At 42.5% G+C, this 19,360-nt stretch carries 15 protein-coding genes; 12 read left to right on the forward strand and 3 right to left on the reverse strand.

From position 1 onward, the window contains the following. Positions 1–10: 10 nt before the first annotated feature. The 3 genes from DKT75_RS04845 to DKT75_RS04855 all read left to right on the forward strand — a co-directional run bounded on the left by DKT75_RS04845 (position 11) and on the right by DKT75_RS04855 (position 5,079). On the forward strand, positions 11–1,288 hold the full coding sequence (locus DKT75_RS04845) for a YeaH/YhbH family protein (RefSeq protein ID WP_109822309.1): 1,278 nt from the start codon (positions 11–13) through the stop codon (positions 1,286–1,288). Continuing rightward, positions 1,285–2,778: a SpoVR family protein gene (locus DKT75_RS04850; RefSeq protein ID WP_109822310.1), complete on the forward strand. Its 1,494-nt coding sequence runs from the start codon at positions 1,285–1,287 to the stop codon at positions 2,776–2,778. The genes DKT75_RS04845 and DKT75_RS04850 overlap by 4 nt, the downstream gene beginning before the upstream one ends. Positions 2,779–2,946: 168 nt before the next feature. Then, entirely contained in the window at positions 2,947–5,079 is a 2,133-nt protein-coding gene (locus DKT75_RS04855; protein WP_109822311.1) for an FAD-dependent oxidoreductase, read from the forward strand. Positions 5,080–5,125: 46 nt separating this feature from the next. On the opposite strand, the gene DKT75_RS04860 is transcribed toward DKT75_RS04855, so the two are convergent. The 3 genes from DKT75_RS04860 to map all read right to left on the reverse strand — a co-directional run bounded on the left by DKT75_RS04860 (position 5,126) and on the right by map (position 9,546). Next, a complete protein-coding gene (locus DKT75_RS04860; RefSeq protein WP_109822312.1) occupies positions 5,126–6,556 on the reverse strand; it encodes a tetratricopeptide repeat protein in 1,431 nt (476 codons plus the stop codon). A 28-nt stretch (positions 6,557–6,584) separates the two neighbouring features. Then, positions 6,585–8,303: a DEAD/DEAH box helicase gene (locus DKT75_RS04865; RefSeq protein WP_245923084.1), complete on the reverse strand. Its 1,719-nt coding sequence runs from the start codon at positions 8,301–8,303 to the stop codon at positions 6,585–6,587. Positions 8,304–8,751: 448 nt separating this feature from the next. Then, positions 8,752–9,546, reverse strand: coding sequence for a type I methionyl aminopeptidase (gene map, locus DKT75_RS04870; protein ID WP_109822353.1), 795 nt, complete (start codon positions 9,544–9,546; stop codon positions 8,752–8,754). A gap of 196 nt (positions 9,547–9,742) precedes the next feature. Between map and rpsB the strand changes: the two genes are divergently transcribed. The 9 genes from rpsB (at position 9,743) to bamA (ending at position 19,341) form a co-directional block, all read left to right on the forward strand. Beyond that, positions 9,743–10,552 carry a 30S ribosomal protein S2 gene (rpsB, locus tag DKT75_RS04875; protein WP_109822313.1) on the forward strand — a complete coding sequence of 270 codons (810 nt, stop codon included), beginning with the start codon at positions 9,743–9,745 and terminating at the stop codon, positions 10,550–10,552. A gap of 47 nt (positions 10,553–10,599) precedes the next feature. Beyond that, positions 10,600–11,487 (forward strand): translation elongation factor Ts, encoded by an 888-nt coding sequence (tsf, locus tag DKT75_RS04880; protein WP_109822314.1) that lies wholly within the window; start codon positions 10,600–10,602, stop codon positions 11,485–11,487. Between the two features lie 146 nt (positions 11,488–11,633). Further along, positions 11,634–12,362 (forward strand): UMP kinase, encoded by a 729-nt coding sequence (pyrH, locus tag DKT75_RS04885; protein WP_109822315.1) that lies wholly within the window; start codon positions 11,634–11,636, stop codon positions 12,360–12,362. After that, entirely contained in the window at positions 12,362–12,919 is a 558-nt protein-coding gene (gene frr, locus DKT75_RS04890) for a ribosome recycling factor (RefSeq protein ID WP_109822316.1), read from the forward strand. Before pyrH ends, frr begins: the two co-directional genes overlap by 1 nt. Before the next feature lie 47 nt (positions 12,920–12,966). Further along, positions 12,967–13,692, forward strand: coding sequence for a polyprenyl diphosphate synthase (uppS, locus tag DKT75_RS04895; RefSeq protein WP_109822317.1), 726 nt, complete (start codon positions 12,967–12,969; stop codon positions 13,690–13,692). Next, entirely contained in the window at positions 13,685–14,497 is an 813-nt protein-coding gene (locus tag DKT75_RS04900) for a phosphatidate cytidylyltransferase (RefSeq protein WP_109822318.1), read from the forward strand. Before uppS ends, DKT75_RS04900 begins: the two co-directional genes overlap by 8 nt. A gap of 1 nt (position 14,498) precedes the next feature. Beyond that, positions 14,499–15,689: a 1-deoxy-D-xylulose-5-phosphate reductoisomerase gene (gene ispC / locus DKT75_RS04905; protein WP_109822319.1), complete on the forward strand. Its 1,191-nt coding sequence runs from the start codon at positions 14,499–14,501 to the stop codon at positions 15,687–15,689. 11 nt (positions 15,690–15,700) lie between these two features. Next, a complete protein-coding gene (gene rseP / locus DKT75_RS04910; RefSeq protein ID WP_109822320.1) occupies positions 15,701–17,071 on the forward strand; it encodes an RIP metalloprotease RseP in 1,371 nt (456 codons plus the stop codon). A 2-nt stretch (positions 17,072–17,073) separates the two neighbouring features. Then, positions 17,074–19,341: an outer membrane protein assembly factor BamA gene (bamA, locus tag DKT75_RS04915; protein ID WP_109822321.1), complete on the forward strand. Its 2,268-nt coding sequence runs from the start codon at positions 17,074–17,076 to the stop codon at positions 19,339–19,341. Positions 19,342–19,360 lie beyond the last annotated feature (19 nt).

The following is a 19,360-nucleotide window of genomic DNA, read 5'->3' on the forward strand; positions in this document are numbered from 1 at the left end:
TGAGGGGCTTATGCCATATATAATAGATCGACGTCTTAATAGTAAGAATAAAAACACGGTCAATCGCCAACGTTTTTTGCGGCGTTATCGCAAGCAAATAAAGAAGGCGGTCTCAGAGGCAATTGGTAAACGTAGCATCACCGATATGGATCGCGGGGAGAACGTTAGTATTCCCCGTGACGATGTCACTGAGCCTGTTTTTGGGCACGGTGCTGGCGGTGCGAAAAAGTTTGTATTAACCGGTAATAAAGAGTTTGTTACCGGTGACCGAATCCAGCGTCCGCCATCGCAACAAGGTGGTGGCGCGGGAGAAGGTGAAGCATCTGACTCCGGTGAGGGTGATGATGACTTTGCGTTTCAAATTTCTCAGGAAGAGTTTTTGGAATTCATGTTTGAAGACTTGGCTTTGCCTAATATGGTGAAGCGTCAACTTGCTGATAGTAGTGAGTTTAAGACTGTGCGTGCTGGCTTTAGTGAGGCGGGTAGTCCAAGTCAGTTGAATGTAGTACGTTCATTGCGCAGCGCATACGCTCGAAAAATAGCGTTGGGTGGTAAGAGTCGACGTAAGCGCCGTGAGTTACGCATGGAGCTTGAGGCTTTAGTTGAGCCATTGTCGGATACTGAAGTGCTTCGCAAAAAAGAGTTACTGGAAGAGATAGAAGTTCTTTCACGCAAGCTTGCAGCCATTCCTTATATCGATGAATTTGATCTGAAGTACAACCTGACTGTCAAACTACCACAGCCTGCACCTAAGGCGGTGATGTTCTGTTTGATGGATGTGTCTGGCTCTATGACAGAGGAGATTAAGGACACGGCGAAGCGCTTTTATTTCCTGCTCTATTTATTTTTAAAGCGGAATTACGAAAAGATCGAGTTAGTGTTTATTCGTCATCATAACACCGCTTCCGAAGTGAATGAGCATGATTTTTTCTACTCACGAGAAACGGGTGGAACGGTTGTTTCTAGTGCGCTAACACTGATGGATGAAATTATCCAAGAGCGCTATTCACCAAGTCAGTGGAATATCTATGGTGCGCAAGCGTCAGATGGTGATAACTGGCAGGGTGATACTGAAAAATGTGTGGATATATTAACCAATAAAATATTGCCGTGCGTGCAACATTTTTCTTATATCGAAATAGGAAAGCGTCCACCGCAAGAGCTTTGGTATAGCTATAAGGATATCCAAACGGGTGTTTTTAATGATCGTTTTGATTTGAAAGCGGTACAAGACAATGCTCATATTTACCCAGTATTCCGTCAACTATTTGAGCGAGGTGTGGCATGAGCAAACGCGAACCCATTTCAACCGGACCTGATTGGACGTTTGAGTTGCTGGAGAAGTACGACAAAGAAATAGCGCGTATTGCCAAAGAAAAATTTAAGCTCGACACCTATCCAAACCAGATTGAGGTTATTCGCTCGGATCAAATGATGGATGCGTATGCGTCGGTAGGTATGCCGGTGAGTTATCATCATTGGACTTACGGTAAAAAGTACGTTTCTACGGAGCAGAACTACAGTCGTGGTCGCATGGGTTTGGCGTATGAAATCGTTATTAACTCTGATCCGTGTATTGCTTATTTGATGGAAGAGAACACCATGACTATGCAAGCGTTGGTTATTGCACATGCTTGTTATGGTCATAACTCATTCTTCAAAGGTAATTATCTGTTCCGTACATGGACGGATGCTGAGGCAATCATTGATTACTTGGTGTTTGCGAAGAAATATATCGCGGACTGCGAGGAGCGTTATGGTTTAGATGCAGTGGAGTCTACTTTGGACTCTTGCCATGCGCTCATGAACTATGGTGTCGACCGTTATAAGCGTCCTGTGCCAATCTCTGCAGAAGAGGAGAAAATTCGACAAAAAGAGCGTGAACATTATGTTCAAACACATTTGAATGATTTATGGCGAACGCTTCCAGAAACAGCAAAACCTGTCGATGAGCCTGAGCGAATTACTTTCCCAGAAGATCCTCAGGAAAATATTTTGTACTTCCTTGAGAAAAACTCTCCAAATATGGCGCCTTGGCAGCGTGAGGTAGTACGTATTGTGCGTAAGATGGCACAGTACTTTTACCCGCAACGCCAAACTCAAGTGATGAATGAAGGTTGGGCAACGTTCTGGCATTACACCATTCTGAATGAGATGTATGACGAAGGCTTAGTGACGGATGCCTTTATGATGGAGTTTTTAACGTCTCATACTAATGTGGTGATGCAGCCTGAGTTTGATAGTCCTTATTATTCAGGGATTAACCCTTATGCTTTGGGTTTCGCAATGATGACGGATATTCGTCGTATTTGTGAAGATCCAACCGAGGAAGATCTGCGTTGGTTTCCTAATATAGCGGGTTCTGATTGGTTGGAAACGCTGCATTATGCGATGAAAAACTATCGTGATGAGAGCTTCATAGAGCAGTATTTATCACCGACGGTTATTCGTAAGTTTCGCTTCTTTGCACTTGAAGATGACGAGCAAAATGCAACGATTGATGTGATGGCGATACATGACGACGATGGTTATAAGCGAGTAAGGCAAGTTCTGGCTCAGCAATATAATTTGAGTAGTAATGAGCCGGACATTCAGGTGTATAACGTTAATATTCGTGGAGATCGGTCGCTGACATTAAGGCATTACCAACATAATAAGCGTCCTCTAAATGATGATACTGCGGAAGTGCTTAAGCATATGCGCCGACTTTGGGGTTATGATGTTCGGTTAGAGTCTGTTGGTGATAATGAGCAAACTGAGATGTTTGATACAGTATAGACTTATAAATAATGTAAAAAAGGCAGCTGACTTCCCGTTGGCTGTCTTTTTTATTATCTAATCATCAAGTAATGCATTTAAAAGAGTATCCATTAAGATCTGGATTTGTTGATGCTACGTATAATGATCTAACTACGAATTATTTAAGCATTAGCACTAAGGGTTTATATGAATAAGAAAGTCATCGTTGTTGGGGTAATCGCATTACTCATGGCAGCATTTTTTCTCTTTGATTTGCAGCAGTACCTCTCACTAGATTTTATAAAATCAAAGCAACAGGCATTCAATAGTTATTACGACAATAATGTCGTGTTAACTCTGGTTATTTTCTTTTTAGTCTACGTCATAATGGCCGCATTATCGCTTCCGGGGGCAGTTATTTTGACTGTTTTAGCGGGTGCTTTATTTGGCCTATTTACAGGTCTGATTGTTGTCTCATTTGCAAGTACGATAGGTGCAACACTTGCATTTTTAGTAGCCCGTTACTTGTTACGTGACACTTTGCAGTCTCGTTATTCAGAAAAGCTAAAAGTAATTAATGAAGGTGTTGAGAAAGAAGGTCCGTTGTACTTATTTGCTATGCGCTTAGTACCACTATTTCCATTCTTCTTAGTTAATATATTAATGAGTCTGACGTCCATAAAAACGAAGACCTTTGCATGGGTAAGTCAGATTGGCATGTTGGCAGGTACAGCTGTATTTGTTTATGCGGGTACACAATTGGCACAAATAGATTCTCTATCAAGTATCTTATCGCCAGGTTTAATTATAGCGTTTGGTTTATTAGGGGTGTTTCCAGTGATTGCAAAGAAGGTAATGGATAAAATTCGCGGTAATAAGATTTTAAAGGCTTACGATAAGCCAGCAAGTTTTGATTATAACTTATTGGTTGTTGGTGCTGGTTCAGGTGGTTTGGTATCGGCTTATATCGCGGCAGCGGTTAAAGCAAAAGTTGGTTTGATCGAAAAGCACAAGATGGGCGGCGACTGCCTAAATACGGGTTGTGTGCCAAGTAAAGCGCTTATCCGTACTGCTAAAGCTGTTCATGAAGCACAGCATGCTGAAAAGTATGGCTTAGATAATATGACACCAACGTTTGACTTTAAAACAGTTATGGATCGTGTACATAACGTCATTAAAGAGATCGAGCCGCATGACTCTGTTGAGCGTTATACCGAGCTTGGTGTTGAAGTCATCACGGGTGAAGCAAAGATTCTTGATCCATACCGTATTGAAGTAAATGGTAAGGTGCTTACAACTAAGAACATTATTATTGCAACAGGTGCGCGTCCATTAGTGCCTGGTATTAAAGGTTTGGATAAAGTTGATTACCTAACCAGTGATAATTTGTGGGAGCTTGAAGATCAGCCTGAGCGCCTAGTTGTATTAGGTGGTGGCCCGATTGGTTCTGAGTTGGCTCAGTCATTTAATCGTCTTGGTACGAAAGTAACATTGGTTGAGCGTGCACCAACAATCATGGGACGTGAAGACGATGATGTTGCTGCGTTAATGCAAGCTCGCTTCATCGAAGAAGGTGTTGATGTATTATCTTCTCATACAGCAAAAGAATTTATTGTAGAGGGTGGTGAGAACTACTTGTTATGTGATTCTGATGGTGTTGAAAAGCGCGTACCATTTGACCGTGTATTACTAGCATTGGGTCGTACACCTAATGTCACAGGCTTTGGTCTAGAAGAGTTGGGTGTTGAGCTAAGCAATCGTGGAACAGTTCAAACGGATGGTTTCTTAACGACTAACTTCCCGAATATTTATGCAGTGGGTGATGTTGCTGGCCCATACCAGTTTACTCACGTTGCAGCACATCAGGCTTGGTACGCAAGTGTGAATGCCTTATTCGGTAGCGTGAAGCGTTTCCGTGTTGATTATCGTGTTATTCCTTGGGCGACGTTTACTGATCCTGAAGTTGCACGTGTCGGCTTGAATGAAAAAGACGCTAAAGAAAAGAATATCCCTTACGAGATCACTACCTATGGTATTGATGATCTAGATCGTGCAATTGCTGATAGCAGTAATGAAGGTAGTGTTAAGATTTTAACAGTGCCGGGTAAAGATAAGATATTGGGTGTGACTATTGTAGGTAAGGGCGCAGGCGATCTCATTCCTGAGTTTATCTTGGCGATGAAGTATAACCTTGGTCTTAATAAGATACTCGGTACTATTCATATCTACCCAACAATGTCTGAGTCAAACAAGTATGCAGCAGGTAACTGGAAGCGTGCCCATGCACCTGAAAAGTTACTGAGTTATGTTGAGAAATATCATACTTGGAGAAGAGGGTAATTAAGTACTGATTAGTGCACGTTACTTTGCAAAAAAGGATGAAAGCTTAGCTTTTCATCCTTTTTTCGTTGTGAAGATTAACTATTTTTTCAGTCGATGGTGTGGGTGTCGGACAGTCTTTTTCAACGATAGCTGTGACTCTGGCTCGTCTAGCTACATTAGTGTCACCAGTAAGCCCTGAGAGGCTCTTAGTCCAGTATTCACAAGCACTTTGCTGCTTATCCCACGCGGTATATAGAAAGCCTAAGTTGGTATACTGGGTGGTAATAGCGTTTTGGTTGTTTTCTGCTTGGTATAATTCTATCGCTTTTAAATGTAGTGATTCACTGGTTTCAAATTGCTTCTTATTACGCGCAAGAATCGCTAAATTACTGTATTGATTAGCAATGCCATGCACTTGCTCAAGTGTTTCATAAAGGCTTAATGACTGCTTGAAGTAACCTTCCGCCTTTTCTAGCTCATTACTTTGTTGCGCCAATATACCCATGTTGCTGTAGAGGCTAGCGCTAAACTTAGCATCTTCATTAGCTGCATTTAATTGTAATGCTTTTTCATATTCAATCAGTGCAAGTTCAGTTTTTTGCTGACTTTGATAAAGACTGCCAAGCGCAGCGTGCGTCTCTACCTGTTTTAGTGTTTGTCCATTTTTCAGGTAGATTTTAAATGCCTGTTGATAATGAAACTCTGCTTTTTCAGCATCATTTTGAGCGCGATATAAACCTGCAAGATTTTCACTGTTAGACGCAATACCTGAGTCGTTATCGAGTTCTATATTAGTACTTAGTGCCTGTTCGAAAGCGTCGATTGCTTCGGGGAAATTAAGTTGTGTTTGATACAATAAACCGAAGTTCGCCCATGAAAGCGCTTGGTTTAGAGTGTCTTTCTTAGATAGACGAGTCACATTTTGATATGCGATTTCAGCAAGATCAAATTGTTTATTTTGTCGCTCTAAGTGGCCGATACGATTCCACGCATTGATATTATCAGCATCCAGTGTCACTGACTTTTGATAAGCCTTTATCGCTTTCTCGTGTGACGTTAGATTCTCAAGATTACCGACATCCACCCACAGTTTTGCTGCTTCGCGTTTATCATTAGTATCTAGAGCAAGAGTTTTAAGTGTCGTTATGGCACCCATCAGTTGCCCATCATCTAAGAGTTCTAGTGTTTCATTGGCGAGGGTGTTTTGTTTGCTTTGTAGGTTTGTCAGCGTATTGCTGATCGCCCTTAAGTCTTCGGTACGTGATGCTTTATTAGTGCTTAAAAAGGATGTCGCAAGCTGCTGCTCAATGCTTTTTAAATCACGAACACTAAAGGTTTTATTTATTTTGGTGGGTAGTTCTTGTGTCGGTGTCTCAACGGCTTGTCTTGTCATAACCGTGTAAGCAACCGCACCGATAGCACCAAGAAGCGTCAAGACGGCAAGACTAACGAGTAAGCCTTGTCCGCGCTGTTTAGTTAAATGCGCTGTATGCATAAGGGGCTCCACATCAAGCAATGACTAATTAGGCATCTGTTTGAGGGTCGTCCTTTAGCAAAGTACGTTTCTTTGCTTTATGACGTATAACAACGCGCTTTTCTTTAGTTGGTTTATTATTTTCTGCGATTGCTTTATCCCAACCAGAGTCTGACATTGCAGCCGGTTGGTTACTTTTAGTTCCTGTCGTACTCACGCCGCCAAAGTCACTACGCTTTCTTTGTGCGCCACCATTAAGTCGACCATAAGGTCCTTTACGCTGACGTCTTTGATCTTTATCGTCAGATGATGGTGCTGTGCGAGTAGTATTGGTACGAGCCGTGCTAGGTTTACTTCGTTTAGTGTCTGTAGCCTTACCTTTAACGGGTGCTTTTCTAGCCGTTGCTGGTTTGTTGCGCGTATTTTTGCTTGGAGCTGCTTTTGCTTTGTTAGGTGCTGGCTTTCTGCCGGTGTTTGGTTTCTTAGCAGTGCTAGGCTTGCTACCGCGAGTATTCGCCTGTTTACGAGAATTACTAGGTAGCGTGCTTTTGAAAGGGTTTAGCGGTTCAAGTCCCGGAGCGATATGTTGCTCAATCGGTTCACCTACTGCCTTTTCAATTCTTCGAAGTGCATCGTAGTCATTACCATCTGCAAGGATAATCATCGCAGATTCACGGCTATCATCATGTGATGATAAGCGGTTTTGGTAGTTGTCTAATTTGAATGGCAAGTCAAAGTGAATGATGTTCTTATCAGTATCAGCAGGGAGTGACACTTGTTTCTGGTCGCAAACGATCAGTGTCGGAGTATCAGTTGCTGATATTTCTTCAGGCTTCAGTTCGCTAGCTAGTTCTGCAACATGACCATGGTTAGCCATATTATCTTGTAGCGTCGATGCTGCTTTATGAGTTGCTGTGTAGATGACTGTTGACTCACCTGCGAACTCATCAAGGAAATGATCCATGAGTGCGATTTTGTGAGTGTAATCATCAGCGACGTAAGTATGTTGCTTGTGTGTAGGGAAGGTCTTTACTGGTGCTTCCACTACAGGTGCTTTTGTTTGTATGATATTAATATTATTGTCTAAGTTATTGGGTAGTTCTTCGTTTTCTTCTTCGACGCCTTCGATTTCTACAGCATCTGGCATGATTTCATGCACTAATTTTCTTACTTCGTCGTCATGGCGTACAAATGCGACGATTGGGCACGGGTTTTTAACTTGATCAATTATCTTACTGATCAGACCGTGCATGTTCTTTTGGTAAATGGTGGTCATATCATCAATGATCAACATTTCCAGTTGCGAGAAGTCCGCTTTATTATTGTCGACTAAGTCGTTTAATCTGCCTGGTGTTGCAACCATCATGTCTAGCGGGCGACGCATTAAGCGCATTTGAGGCTGGTAAGGACGTCCACTAACAATGAAACCAAAACGCATGTCATGTTCACGTGTTAGGCGTTTCAATGTGTAGTTTATTTGGCTTACGCGGTCTCGACGAGATGTCAGGATAAGTATCCTTGCACCACGTTTTTCCTCTAAGGGATTGGCCAATATGTAGTTGATCGCAGGGATTAGGAATGCGCCGGTTTTACCCGCAGCAGATTGACTCCAAACGACAGTACTTTTTCTTTCTCCAATAAGAGGAATCAGTCGTGACTGAAGCTCGGTAGGAGAAAGATAGCCTGCAGATTCGATAGACTTAACGAAACTGTCTTGTAAATTTAAGTTTGCAAATGACAAATTAAAACCTAGCAGGTGCGTCAACACGTGCTGTCCCTAATCAAAGTTTAGAATAATGAAATGCCCAAGGCATTGTAGATAGTCCGACGCCTAACCCCCGTATTATATAATTCGTATGTGGGCGTCTTTTTGCATCTTTATGATAGATACATAAATTGAGTAACCTGTTGATACTTAGTTGCTCTTTTTAACGAAGGTATAGTAATCAATTAGCTGAGTCAAGTGTTTGAATATAAAGGGTGTGTTTAATTTACAACACTTTTCTTATAAGTGTCTCGGTTTTAAGACATATTGTGCTTGTTATAAGTTTAATTATTTTTAAGTATCTGTTTTATATTGTTATTTAAATAACGAGTAAGTCGTCACATAAGTTAATCAAAAAGACAAGTGGTAGTTAAGTGTTACTAGTGTCAGAGCCGCCCTAGAGTGTTTTATTATTCTAGAGCGGTCGTTCCTATATATATGTATAGGGCGATTAACTAGGAAGAAGTGATTTCCAGTTCTCCTCTTCACCGCGTAACGTCAGTATTTCATAACCTGTTTCAGTAACTAAAATAGTGTGCTCCCACTGAGCTGATAAAGAGCGATCTTTTGTAACGACAGTCCAGTGATCTCCAAGAAGGCGAGTTTCGCGCTTACCAAGGTTGATCATTGGCTCGATAGTGAATGTCATGCCGGCTTTTAGTTCAAGGCCAGTGTTTGGTTTGCCATAATGAAGGACTTGTGGTTCTTCGTGAAATACTGCGCCGATACCGTGACCGCAGTATTCTCGAACCACTGAGGTATGATTGGCTTCAGCGTAAGTTTGTATCGCATGACCGATGTCACCAAGCTTAGTACCAGGCTTTACCATGTCTATGCCTATATACATGGCAACTTGAGCGATGTGGCTAAGACGTGCCGTAGGTGCTGCAACATCACCGACATGGTACATGCGGCTAGTGTCTCCGTGATAACCATCTTTAATAATGGTTACATCTATATTAACGGCATCACCTTTCTTTAACTTCTTGTCGCTCGGAATGCCGTGACATATCACAGCGTTCACTGAAGTGCAGACAGATTTAGGGAAGGGAGGGTTGCCATAGTTAAGGGGGGCTGGAATAGAATCTATTTCATTCACTATATAATTATGGCAAAGCTCATTTAGTTCATTGGTAGTAACACCAGCAACGACGTGTGGCTTAATCATGTCTAGAACTTGCGATGCAAGTTTGCCGGCAACACGCATTTTTTCTATTTCTTCGGCAGTTTTGATAGTGACAGGCATAAGGTTTATATTACCAATAGTTGTATTCAACAAAACAAACATGGTATAAAGCGCGCGCGTTTTACGCAAATTAAATTTTTTTGGGCGATCTTGCCCCTAATACTCACACAGATCGACACATCATGCAGGGTGCTAAAACATTGTTTTGGTTGTCTGATGGGGTTTGTGGAGGCTTAACCCTTACAAGGAATATATAATGGCTAAAGTTACAATGCGCCAAATGTTAGAAGCTGGTGTTCATTTCGGTCACCAAACTCGTTACTGGAACCCAAAAATGGGTCAGTACATTTTCGGCGAAAGAAACAAAATTCATATCATCAACTTAGAGAAAACTCTACCTATGTTCAACGACGCGTTGAACTTCACTGGTAAGCTTGCTGCTCGTGGCGGTAAAGTTCTCTTTGTTGGTACTAAGCGTGCAGCTCAGAACACAGTTCGTGAAGAAGCTGACCGTTGCAAGATGCCTTACGTTAATCACCGTTGGTTAGGTGGTATGTTGACTAACTTTAAAACGGTTAAGCAGTCTATCCGTCGTTTACACGAATTGGATAAGATGATCGCTGACGGTTCTATGCAGACTCGTGGTAAGAAAGAGATTCTTACACTGACACGTGAGCTAGAGAAGTTAGAAAAGAGTCTTGGTGGTATCAAAGACATGCGTTCACTTCCTGACGCACTTTTCATCATTGACGTAGGTCATGAAGATATCGCTGTTAAAGAAGCGGTTACTCTAGGTATTCCAGTTATCGGAATCGTTGATACTAACAACGGTCTTCAGGGTGTTGATTACCCAATCCCTGGAAATGATGACGCGATTCGTGCGATTCAGTTATATGCATCAGCAATGGCTGACAATATCATTGAAGGTCACTTAAGTTCTGCAAAGACTGCTGCTGATATGGCTGCTGCTACTGCCGCTCCAGTTGCTGATGCTGCTGAGCCACAAGCTGTTGAAGCTGCTCCTGTTGCTGAAGCAGCTGTTACTCCAGCACCAGCTGCTGAGTAAGTACGGTTTAGAACAACTTAAGTAATCAAGGTTTTAGGATTAGAATTATGGCTATTTCAGCTGCACAAGTAAAAGAGTTACGCCAGCGCACAGGCGCAGGCATGATGGATTGTAAAAAGATGCTCACCGAGACTGATGGTGACATGGAAGCTGCTATTGACTTGATGCGTAAGTCAGGCGCTGCTAAAGCAGACAAAAAAGCAGGTCGTATTGCTGCAGAAGGTCGTGTTGTTATCGTTCTTAGCGATGATAAGAAAGAAGGCGCCATTGTTGAAGTAAACAGTGAAACTGATTTTGTTGCTAAAGACTCTAACTTCATTGAGTTCGCAGAAGAAGTCGCGGCTACTACTTTGGCTGATAAGCCTGCTGACGTTGCGGCACTTTCTGAGTTGCCTCTTGCGTCTGGTGAGACTATTACTGAAGTACGTACTACACTTGTTGGTAAAATCGGTGAGAACATCAAAGTTCGCCGTTTTGAATTGCTAGCTGCTGACGCTGATTCAGAAATTAGCTTCTACCAGCACGGTGAGAAGATCGGTGTTGCTGTTGTACTTAAGAATGGTAACGATGCGCTAGGCAAAGATATTGCTATGCATATCGCTGCAAGTCGTCCTGTATGTGTTTCTGAAGCAGAAGTTCCTGCTGAAGTACTAGAGAGAGAAAAGGCTATCCTTATCGCTCAAGCACAGGAAAGTGGCAAGCCAATGGAAATCATTGAGAAGATGATCCAGGGTCGTCTACGTAAGTACTTAGCAGAAATCACACTACTAGGTCAGGCATTTGTTAAAGATGCAGACCAAACAGTTGAGCAGTTGCTTAAAGCTTCTGGTGCTGAAGTAACTAGCTTCGTACGTTTTGAAGTTGGTGAAGGTATCGAGAAAGTTGAGGAAGATTTTGCTGCTGAAGTTATGGCGCAAGTTAACCAAGCTGGCTAATTAAAGCATACAAATTGTATAGCTTTAGAAAAAGGGACGTAGCAACGTCCCTTTTTTTTATGTACGCTAAGCGTGTTTTACGGTTAGCGATATTGGCCCACGGTGGTCAATGTACATGATTAATTCCTATTCAGGTACTCACAGCAATGTCAGACAATAAGTCACAGCGTCCTAAACGTATTTTATTAAAGCTCAGTGGTGAAGCACTAATGGGCGAAATGGATTTTGGTTTAGATCCAGAAATCCTTAAGCAAACAGCTTCGCAAATCGTTGAGCAGCAGCAACTTGGAACAGAAGTCGCTCTTGTGATCGGTGGCGGGAACATTTTCCGCGGTGAAGGTCTTGTTAAGGGTGGTATTAACAAGGTTAGTGCTGATCAAATGGGTATGCTGGCTACTGTTATGAATGCACTTGCGATGCAAGATGCGTTACATAAGCAGGGTGTTAGTTGCCGTGTAATGACAGCGATGTCTATTGACTCTCTTGGTGAAAGCTTCTCGGCTGACAAAGCACGTCGTTATTTAAGTAATGGCGAAATCGTTATTTTTGCTGCTGGAACGGGCAACCCTTGTTTTACAACAGACAGTGCTGCTAGTTTACGTGCTATCGAGATCGAGGCAGATTTACTGCTTAAAGCAACTAAGGTTGACGGTGTTTATAACGCTGACCCGAAGAAAGACCCAGCTGCTGTACGATACGACACACTTAACTTTGATGATGCAATAGATCAACGCCTTGCTGTTATGGATATGACAGCGATGGTATTATGTCGCGAGAATAATATGCCAATGCGCGTATTTAATATGTTTGATGCCGGCGCTTTGGCTGCCATTATGGATGGCCAGCAGATCGGTACTTTAGTAGAGGTAGCATAATGTTAAACGAAATTCAAAAAGATGCACAAGTCCGTATGGACAAAACGATTGAGTCACTTAAAAATGAGTTGGCAAAAGTGCGCACTGGTCGTGCTCATCCTTCAATCTTGGATCATATCTCTGTAGATTCATATGGTAGTCGTGTACCTTTGAATCAAGTGGGTAATGTAGGTATTGAAGATGCTCGCACACTAACAATTACGCTTTGGGATGGCTCAATGGTAAGCGCTGTTGAGAAGGCAATTATGAGTTCTGATTTAGGCTTAAACCCTAACTCTGCTGGAACTGTAATTCGTGTACCAATGCCAGCGTTGACTGAAGAGCGTCGTAAAGACCTTGTTAAAGTTGTACGTGCTGCAGCTGAAGACTCACGTATTGCAATTCGAAATGTTCGTCGTGATGCAAATACTAGTTTGAAGACTTTGCAAAAAGATAAAGATATTTCTGAAGATGATGAGCGTCGTGGCGCGGATCAAGTGCAAAAGATTACAGACCAATTCATCAAGACAGTTGATCAAGTATTAGCTGATAAAGAAAAGGATTTGATGGCAATCTAAGATCAACATCTGAGGTCTACTTTTATGCCGATAACGAATAATAAAATATGACAAAAACCACGGTTATTCCTCGCCATATAGCTATCGTGATGGATGGCAATGGGCGTTGGGCGCAACAAAGAAAAAGACCTCGTCTGTTTGGTCATCATCGTGGTGCGGAAGCTGTCCGTACCGCGGTGAAAGTATGTGGCAAGCTAGGTGTTGAATGCTTAACGCTTTTTGCTTTTAGTAGTGAAAACTGGAAACGTCCTGCTGAGGAAGTTGAAGGATTGATGTCACTGTTAGCTACTGCTTTAGATCGTGAAGCTAAGTCATTGATGAAGCACGGTGTTCGCCTCAAGTTTATTGGTGATACGAGTGCTTTTTCTCAGAAGCTTCAAGACAAAATTACCAAAGTAGAGTTAATGACTGCTGATGGCGATGGTTTGTTACTACAAATCGCTGCAAATTACGGTGGCCGATGGGATATTGTACAAGCTGTACAGCACTTGGTTAACGATAATCAAGGTAGCCCCATTACCGAAGAGTCTATTTCCAAGTACGTCTCTACTACTGATGTACCCGATCCAGATTTGTTTATCCGAACTGGAGGCGAGCGAAGAATCAGTAACTTCTTACTGTGGCAGCTTGCTTATTCTGAGTTGTACTTTACCGATTTGCTCTGGCCTGATTTTGATGAGGCTGCTTTAATGGATGCAATCGAAGACTTTTCTGGCCGACAGCGACGCTTCGGTATGACAGGAGAGCAAATCAAGGACGAAAATCATGCTTAAACAGCGTTTAGTTACAGCTGTAATACTTGCCATTGCTACATTGCTTTTTGTATTACTTCTTTCTCCAAAACTCTTTGCAATAGTGTCACTCATTGCTTTTATGAGTATCGGAGGTTGGGAGTGGGCTCGGTTGCTTGGGCTTAAGGATATGGAGAGAGCATGGGCTGTTATTGCGCTTATCACTATTGGTTTGTTCTTTCATCTGACAGGTTTAGCTTGGTATGCGATTTCTGTTGGTGTCGTTTGGTGGGTAACTATCTTGGGTTTATTAGTTATATACCGTCAAAACAGTATATTTTACTCAAGCCGTCCTTGGTTGTTACGTCTTTCTGGCGTGTTAATTCTTGTTCCTGCATGGCTCGCTATCGTTCGACTACAAGCTCATGATCCGCAGTTGGTGTTGTACCTGATCTTTTTGGTCGCAAGTATGGATACTGGTGCTTACTTTGTCGGCAAAGCGGTTGGTAGTAATAAATTAGCCCCACACCTTAGTCCTGGTAAAACGCTTGAAGGCGCTAAAGGTGGCTTAGCAGCCGCATTAGTATTTGCTTTTTTGGGTGCAATCTATTTTGGCTTTAGCGGTGCATCTTGGCTCTACTTCCTAATTCTGTCATTGCTCGTGGCCGCTTTGTCTGTCGCTGGCGATCTCTTTGAGAGTTTGGTTAAGCGTGAAGCAGGTCAAAAAGATAGCGGGACGATACTTCCGGGGCATGGTGGCATCTTAGACCGTGTAGACGGCTTGCTAGCGGCTTTACCTGTCTTTGTGCTTGGTTTGTCTGTCAGTATCATCGAGCAGGGTATCTAGCATGACTCAGTCATCAGGTGTCCCTAGTAAAGGTATTACTATTCTAGGTGCGACGGGTTCTATCGGTGTGAGTACACTCGATGTGATTTCTCGTCACCCTGATAGATATCATGTTATTGCATTAACGGCTAATATTCAGACAGATGTTCTTTTTGAGCAATGTCGCCAGTTTAAACCTAAATATGCTGTAATGGTGGATGAGGCCTGTGCCGATGTATTATGTGCTCGGCTAAAGGAATACGGTTCTGATACTGTTGTACTGTCAGGAGCAGCGGCACTTGAAAGAGTGTCAGCACTTGATGAAACTGACTATGTCATGGCTGCCATTGTAGGCGCTGCTGGACTGTTGCCCTCGTTAGCGGCTGCTAATGCGGGTAAACGCGTATTGCTTGCGAATAAAGAAGCGCTGGTTATGTCCGGCAAACTCTTTATGGATGCTGTTAAAAAAAACGGTGCAGAGCTGTTACCTATTGATAGCGAACATAATGCTATTTTTCAAAGCATGCCCGTTAATGGTAAGACCGGTGTTAAAAAGATTTTACTGACAGGATCGGGTGGGCCATTTAGGTCTAGAGCTATTGATACTTTAAGTGCGGTGACGCCTGAAGAGGCGGTTGCTCATCCAAATTGGTCAATGGGGCAAAAGATCTCAGTTGATTCTGCGACGATGATGAATAAAGGTTTAGAAGTCATCGAAGCATGTTGGTTATTTGATGTGCCAGCGTCTGATGTGCAGGTGGTTGTTCATCCGCAAAGTACCATACATTCTATGGTTTCTTATGTTGATGGCTCGGTGATTGCTCAAATGGGTAATCCAGATATGCGTACACCCATCGCATATTCTTTAGCTTGGCCGGACCGTATTGATTCTGGTGTTGCAGATTTAGATTTTTTTGATGTGGCTCAGTTAGATTTTGAAAAACCAAATTTTTCCCGTTTCCCGTGCCTTAAGTTTGCATATGACGCGCATGAAACAGGTGGTTATGCGAGCATTGCGTTAAATGCTGCCAATGAAGTGGCAGTTGCAAGCTTCCTTAGTAAACAAATTAACTTCACGGAGATACCGCAACTTATTGAGTTTGCCCTTGAGCGAGCCCGAAGTGGTACGCCGCTTGTCTTAGATGAGATCCTTGTTCAGGATAGAGACAGTCGGGAACATGCACGCTTGTGGATAAAAAACAATAAGAAGTAGACAACCGTCTTATGAATATCATAATTACAATTGCAGCGTTTTTGGCCACTATCGGATTGCTTGTTGCTGTCCATGAATTTGGTCACTACTGGGTTGCGCGTAAACTCGGCGTCAAAGTTCTACGATTCTCAATCGGCTTTGGTAAGCGTATCTGGACCAAGAATGGTAAAGATGAAGATAAAGTAGAATATGCTTTATCACTCATACCATTAGGTGGATATGTAAAAATGCTTGATGAGCGAGAAGGGGATGTTGATCCTTCAGAGCGACATCGTGCATTCAATGTGCAGCCAGTGTGGAAACGTTTCGCAATTGTGCTGGCGGGCCCCCTATTTAACTTTATCTTTGCTATCTTTGCATTCTCAGTCACCTACATGGTGGGTATTGACTCTGTGCGTCCCTATCTCGGTGATCCATTACCTAATACTGCAGCGGCTAGTAGCGGCTTTGTGTCGGGTGAGAAAATCGTTGGTATTAACGGTACTGAGGTTGAAACAGTTAACCAGGTTCGCCTTAATCTACTTCAAAGTTACTTGTCTGATAAGAAGATCAGCGTAGAGACGGAGCAGGGTGATGGCGTGAAAGCCACACGTGTTTTAGATCTAACGGCAGTTGATTTACTTGAAGAGGAAAATGATCATTTCCGTACAATCGGCTTTAACTTAGAAACGGCAGAAAATATTCCTGTAGTGACCGAGGTAATGGCAGGTTCTGCAGCTGAGTTAGTGGGTTTACAAGCTGAAGATCGTATTGTTGCACTTGATGGCGTAAAGGTTGTTTCAACGCGTGCCTTTTCAGAGTATGTAAGTCAGCGTGCAGATAAAACTATTAGTCTAGGTGTATTGCGAGATGGCAATCAGATAACGGTAGATATTACACCTAAGCCTTCTGAGCGAGACGGAAAGACGGTTGGTTTAATTGGTATCGCAATGGCGTATGAAATTACCGGTGATGCTAAAGAAAAATTATTATTTACCCGACATGCTAGTTTAGGCGAAGCATTAAAAATGGGGGCGGTTGAAACTTGGGATTTATCGATCATGACATTGCGTGTCATGGGGCGACTAATTACAGGTGAAGCTTCAATTAAGAATATTAGTGGTCCGATCACGATTGCTAACTACGCAGGCAAAAGCGCCGTGATTGGCTTTTCAGTCTTCATGAGCTTTTTAGCGATAGTGAGTTTAAGTTTAGGTGTTCTAAACTTACTGCCTGTCCCTATGTTAGATGGCGGTCATCTAATGTATTACCTGATTGAAATAGTCAAAGGAAGCCCAGTATCAGAGAAATTTGAAATGATGGGCCAACGTGTTGGCATGGCAATGGTCGGTGTGCTCATGGTACTGGCAATCTATAACGATATAACGCGATTAGTGAGTTAATTATGAAAAAACAAACACTACAGCTTTCATTTGCGAGCTGCTTATTTGCCATCAGTCAAGGTGTGTGGGCGGACAGCTTCGTACTCCAAGACATCCAAGTTAATGGCTTAAGTCGCATTAGCGCAGGCACAGTACTTAGCAACGTGCCAGTGCGCGTTGGTCAAACCTTTGATGATCGTATGACTGGGGATATCGTTAAATCGCTTTACGGTACAGGTTTATTTGAAGACGTGGCGTTAAGCCGACGTGGAAATATACTTATCGTTAAAGTCCAAGAGCGTCTAGCGATTGGAAGCCTTGATATTGAAGGTAACAAAACGATCGAGACCAAAGTTTTAACCGATGCTTTACGTGGTGGTGGAATAGCGCCAGGTCGTCCTTTAGATAAAGCAGCTTTGGCACAGTTTGAAAAAGAACTACAGAAGCAGTACGTCGCTCGAGGCAACTACACTGCGAAGGTATCATCCAAAGTAACACCGCTTAAAGACGGTCGTGCTGGGGTTAAAATTGATATTCAGGAAGGTACGACGGCTAAAATTCGTAATGTAAAAATTACGGGTAATAAGGCATTTCCTGAAGCCGTTTTACAAAAATTACTAGAGTCTGGGCCAAAAAGTAAATTGGCTGTTTGGAGCTCTAAAGACGAATATTCAAAAGCGAAGTTAAGAGGGGATTTAGATAACCTTTCTTCGTTTTACCGTGACCGTGGTTTCTTGAGATTTGAAGTAGTGTCTTCTCAAGTTTCTCTATCAGACGATAAGCGCTTTGTTAATGTGAATATTAACGTTAAAGAAGGTGATCAATATCGCGTTGGGACAGTAAACGTAACAGGTACAAAGTCCTTAGCCATCCAGAAAATGGTGAGTGTCAAGCAAGGGCAGGTTTTCTCTCAGTCCAAGCTGCGCGAGACACAAAAGAACTTTTCCTCAGAAATGGGTAAGTACGGTTACGCATTTGCTAAGGTAAATGTTGTTCCTAGATTTGATGAGATTAACAAAAAGGTTGATCTAACATTTGACCTTAAACAGGGCCAAAGAACATACGTTCGACGCATTAACGTACGTGGTAACTACCGTACTAAAGATGTTGTGTTTCGTAGAGAGATGCGTCAGCTAGAAAGCTCATTCTATTCTAAAGAGTCTGTTGAAAATTCACGTCGTCGTATTCAGCGTCTATCATTTGTTGAGTCTGTAAAAATTCAGACATCACCTGTCGCAGGCACTACTGACCAAGTTGATTTGGATGTGACAGTTGTAGAGCAGTCATCAAATCAGTTCACAGCAGGTGTGGGTTATTCTCAAAGTGCAGGTGTTTTGTTTAATCTAGGCTTGAGTCAAAACAACTTCATGGGTACGGGTAAGCAATTATCTGTAGCCGGTGCTAAGAGTGAGTCAGAAAGTAGTTTTAACCTGAGTTATAACAACCCTTACTACACAGAGTCTGGTATTGGTCGTGGCTTCAAGGTTTATTACGATGAAACAGATGCGACAGATGATGATACATCTGACTACTTAAGTGATAAGTATGGCGCAAGTGTTAACTTTTCTTTTCCACTAGGTGAGGATGACTCTCTACGCTTTAGTTTAGGTGCTGAACAGCGTTCCATTGAAACGACTGATTCTAGTCCTGATGAAGTTACTGAGTTTATTGACGCAAATGGTAATGATTACACGCAATTAATCAGTACGCTTAGCTATGTTAAGGATACGCGTGATCGCACGGTATTTCCTTCTGAAGGGCAGCGACACAGCATTGGTATTGAATTAGGTATTCCTGGAAGTGATTTAGAGTACTATAAACTTAAATACACTGGTTCTGCTTACTTCCCTATTAGTGAGAACGTCACTAGTGTGTTTAAAGGTGGTGTTTCTTACGGTGATGGGTTTGGTGATGATGACCTTCCTTTCTTTGAGAACTTCTACTCAGGTGGTATTCGTACCGTTCGAGGGTTTGAGCAAAGTTCATTAGGACCCGACGACTCATCAGGTGATGCTGCAGGTGGTAATTTGTCTGTGAATGCTACCGCTGAAATTCGTTTCCCTGTGCCAATGCTATCTGATGTTAAAGGCTTGAAAGCAAGTGTGTTTGTTGATGCTGGTAACGTCTTTGACGATGAATTTGATGCTGATGAAGTACGCTACAGTGCTGGTGTTGGTTTGACATGGGTATCACCTTTAGGTCCATTGTCATTAAGCTATGCTAAGCCGTTGAACGCTGAAGATGATGATGATGTTCAAGAGCTACAATTCTCTGTTGGTGCTAACTTCTAAGTTATCAGTACATTAGTTC

This window comes from Leucothrix arctica, assembly GCF_003172895.1.
Taxonomy (GTDB): Bacteria; Pseudomonadota; Gammaproteobacteria; order Thiotrichales; family Thiotrichaceae; genus Leucothrix; species Leucothrix arctica.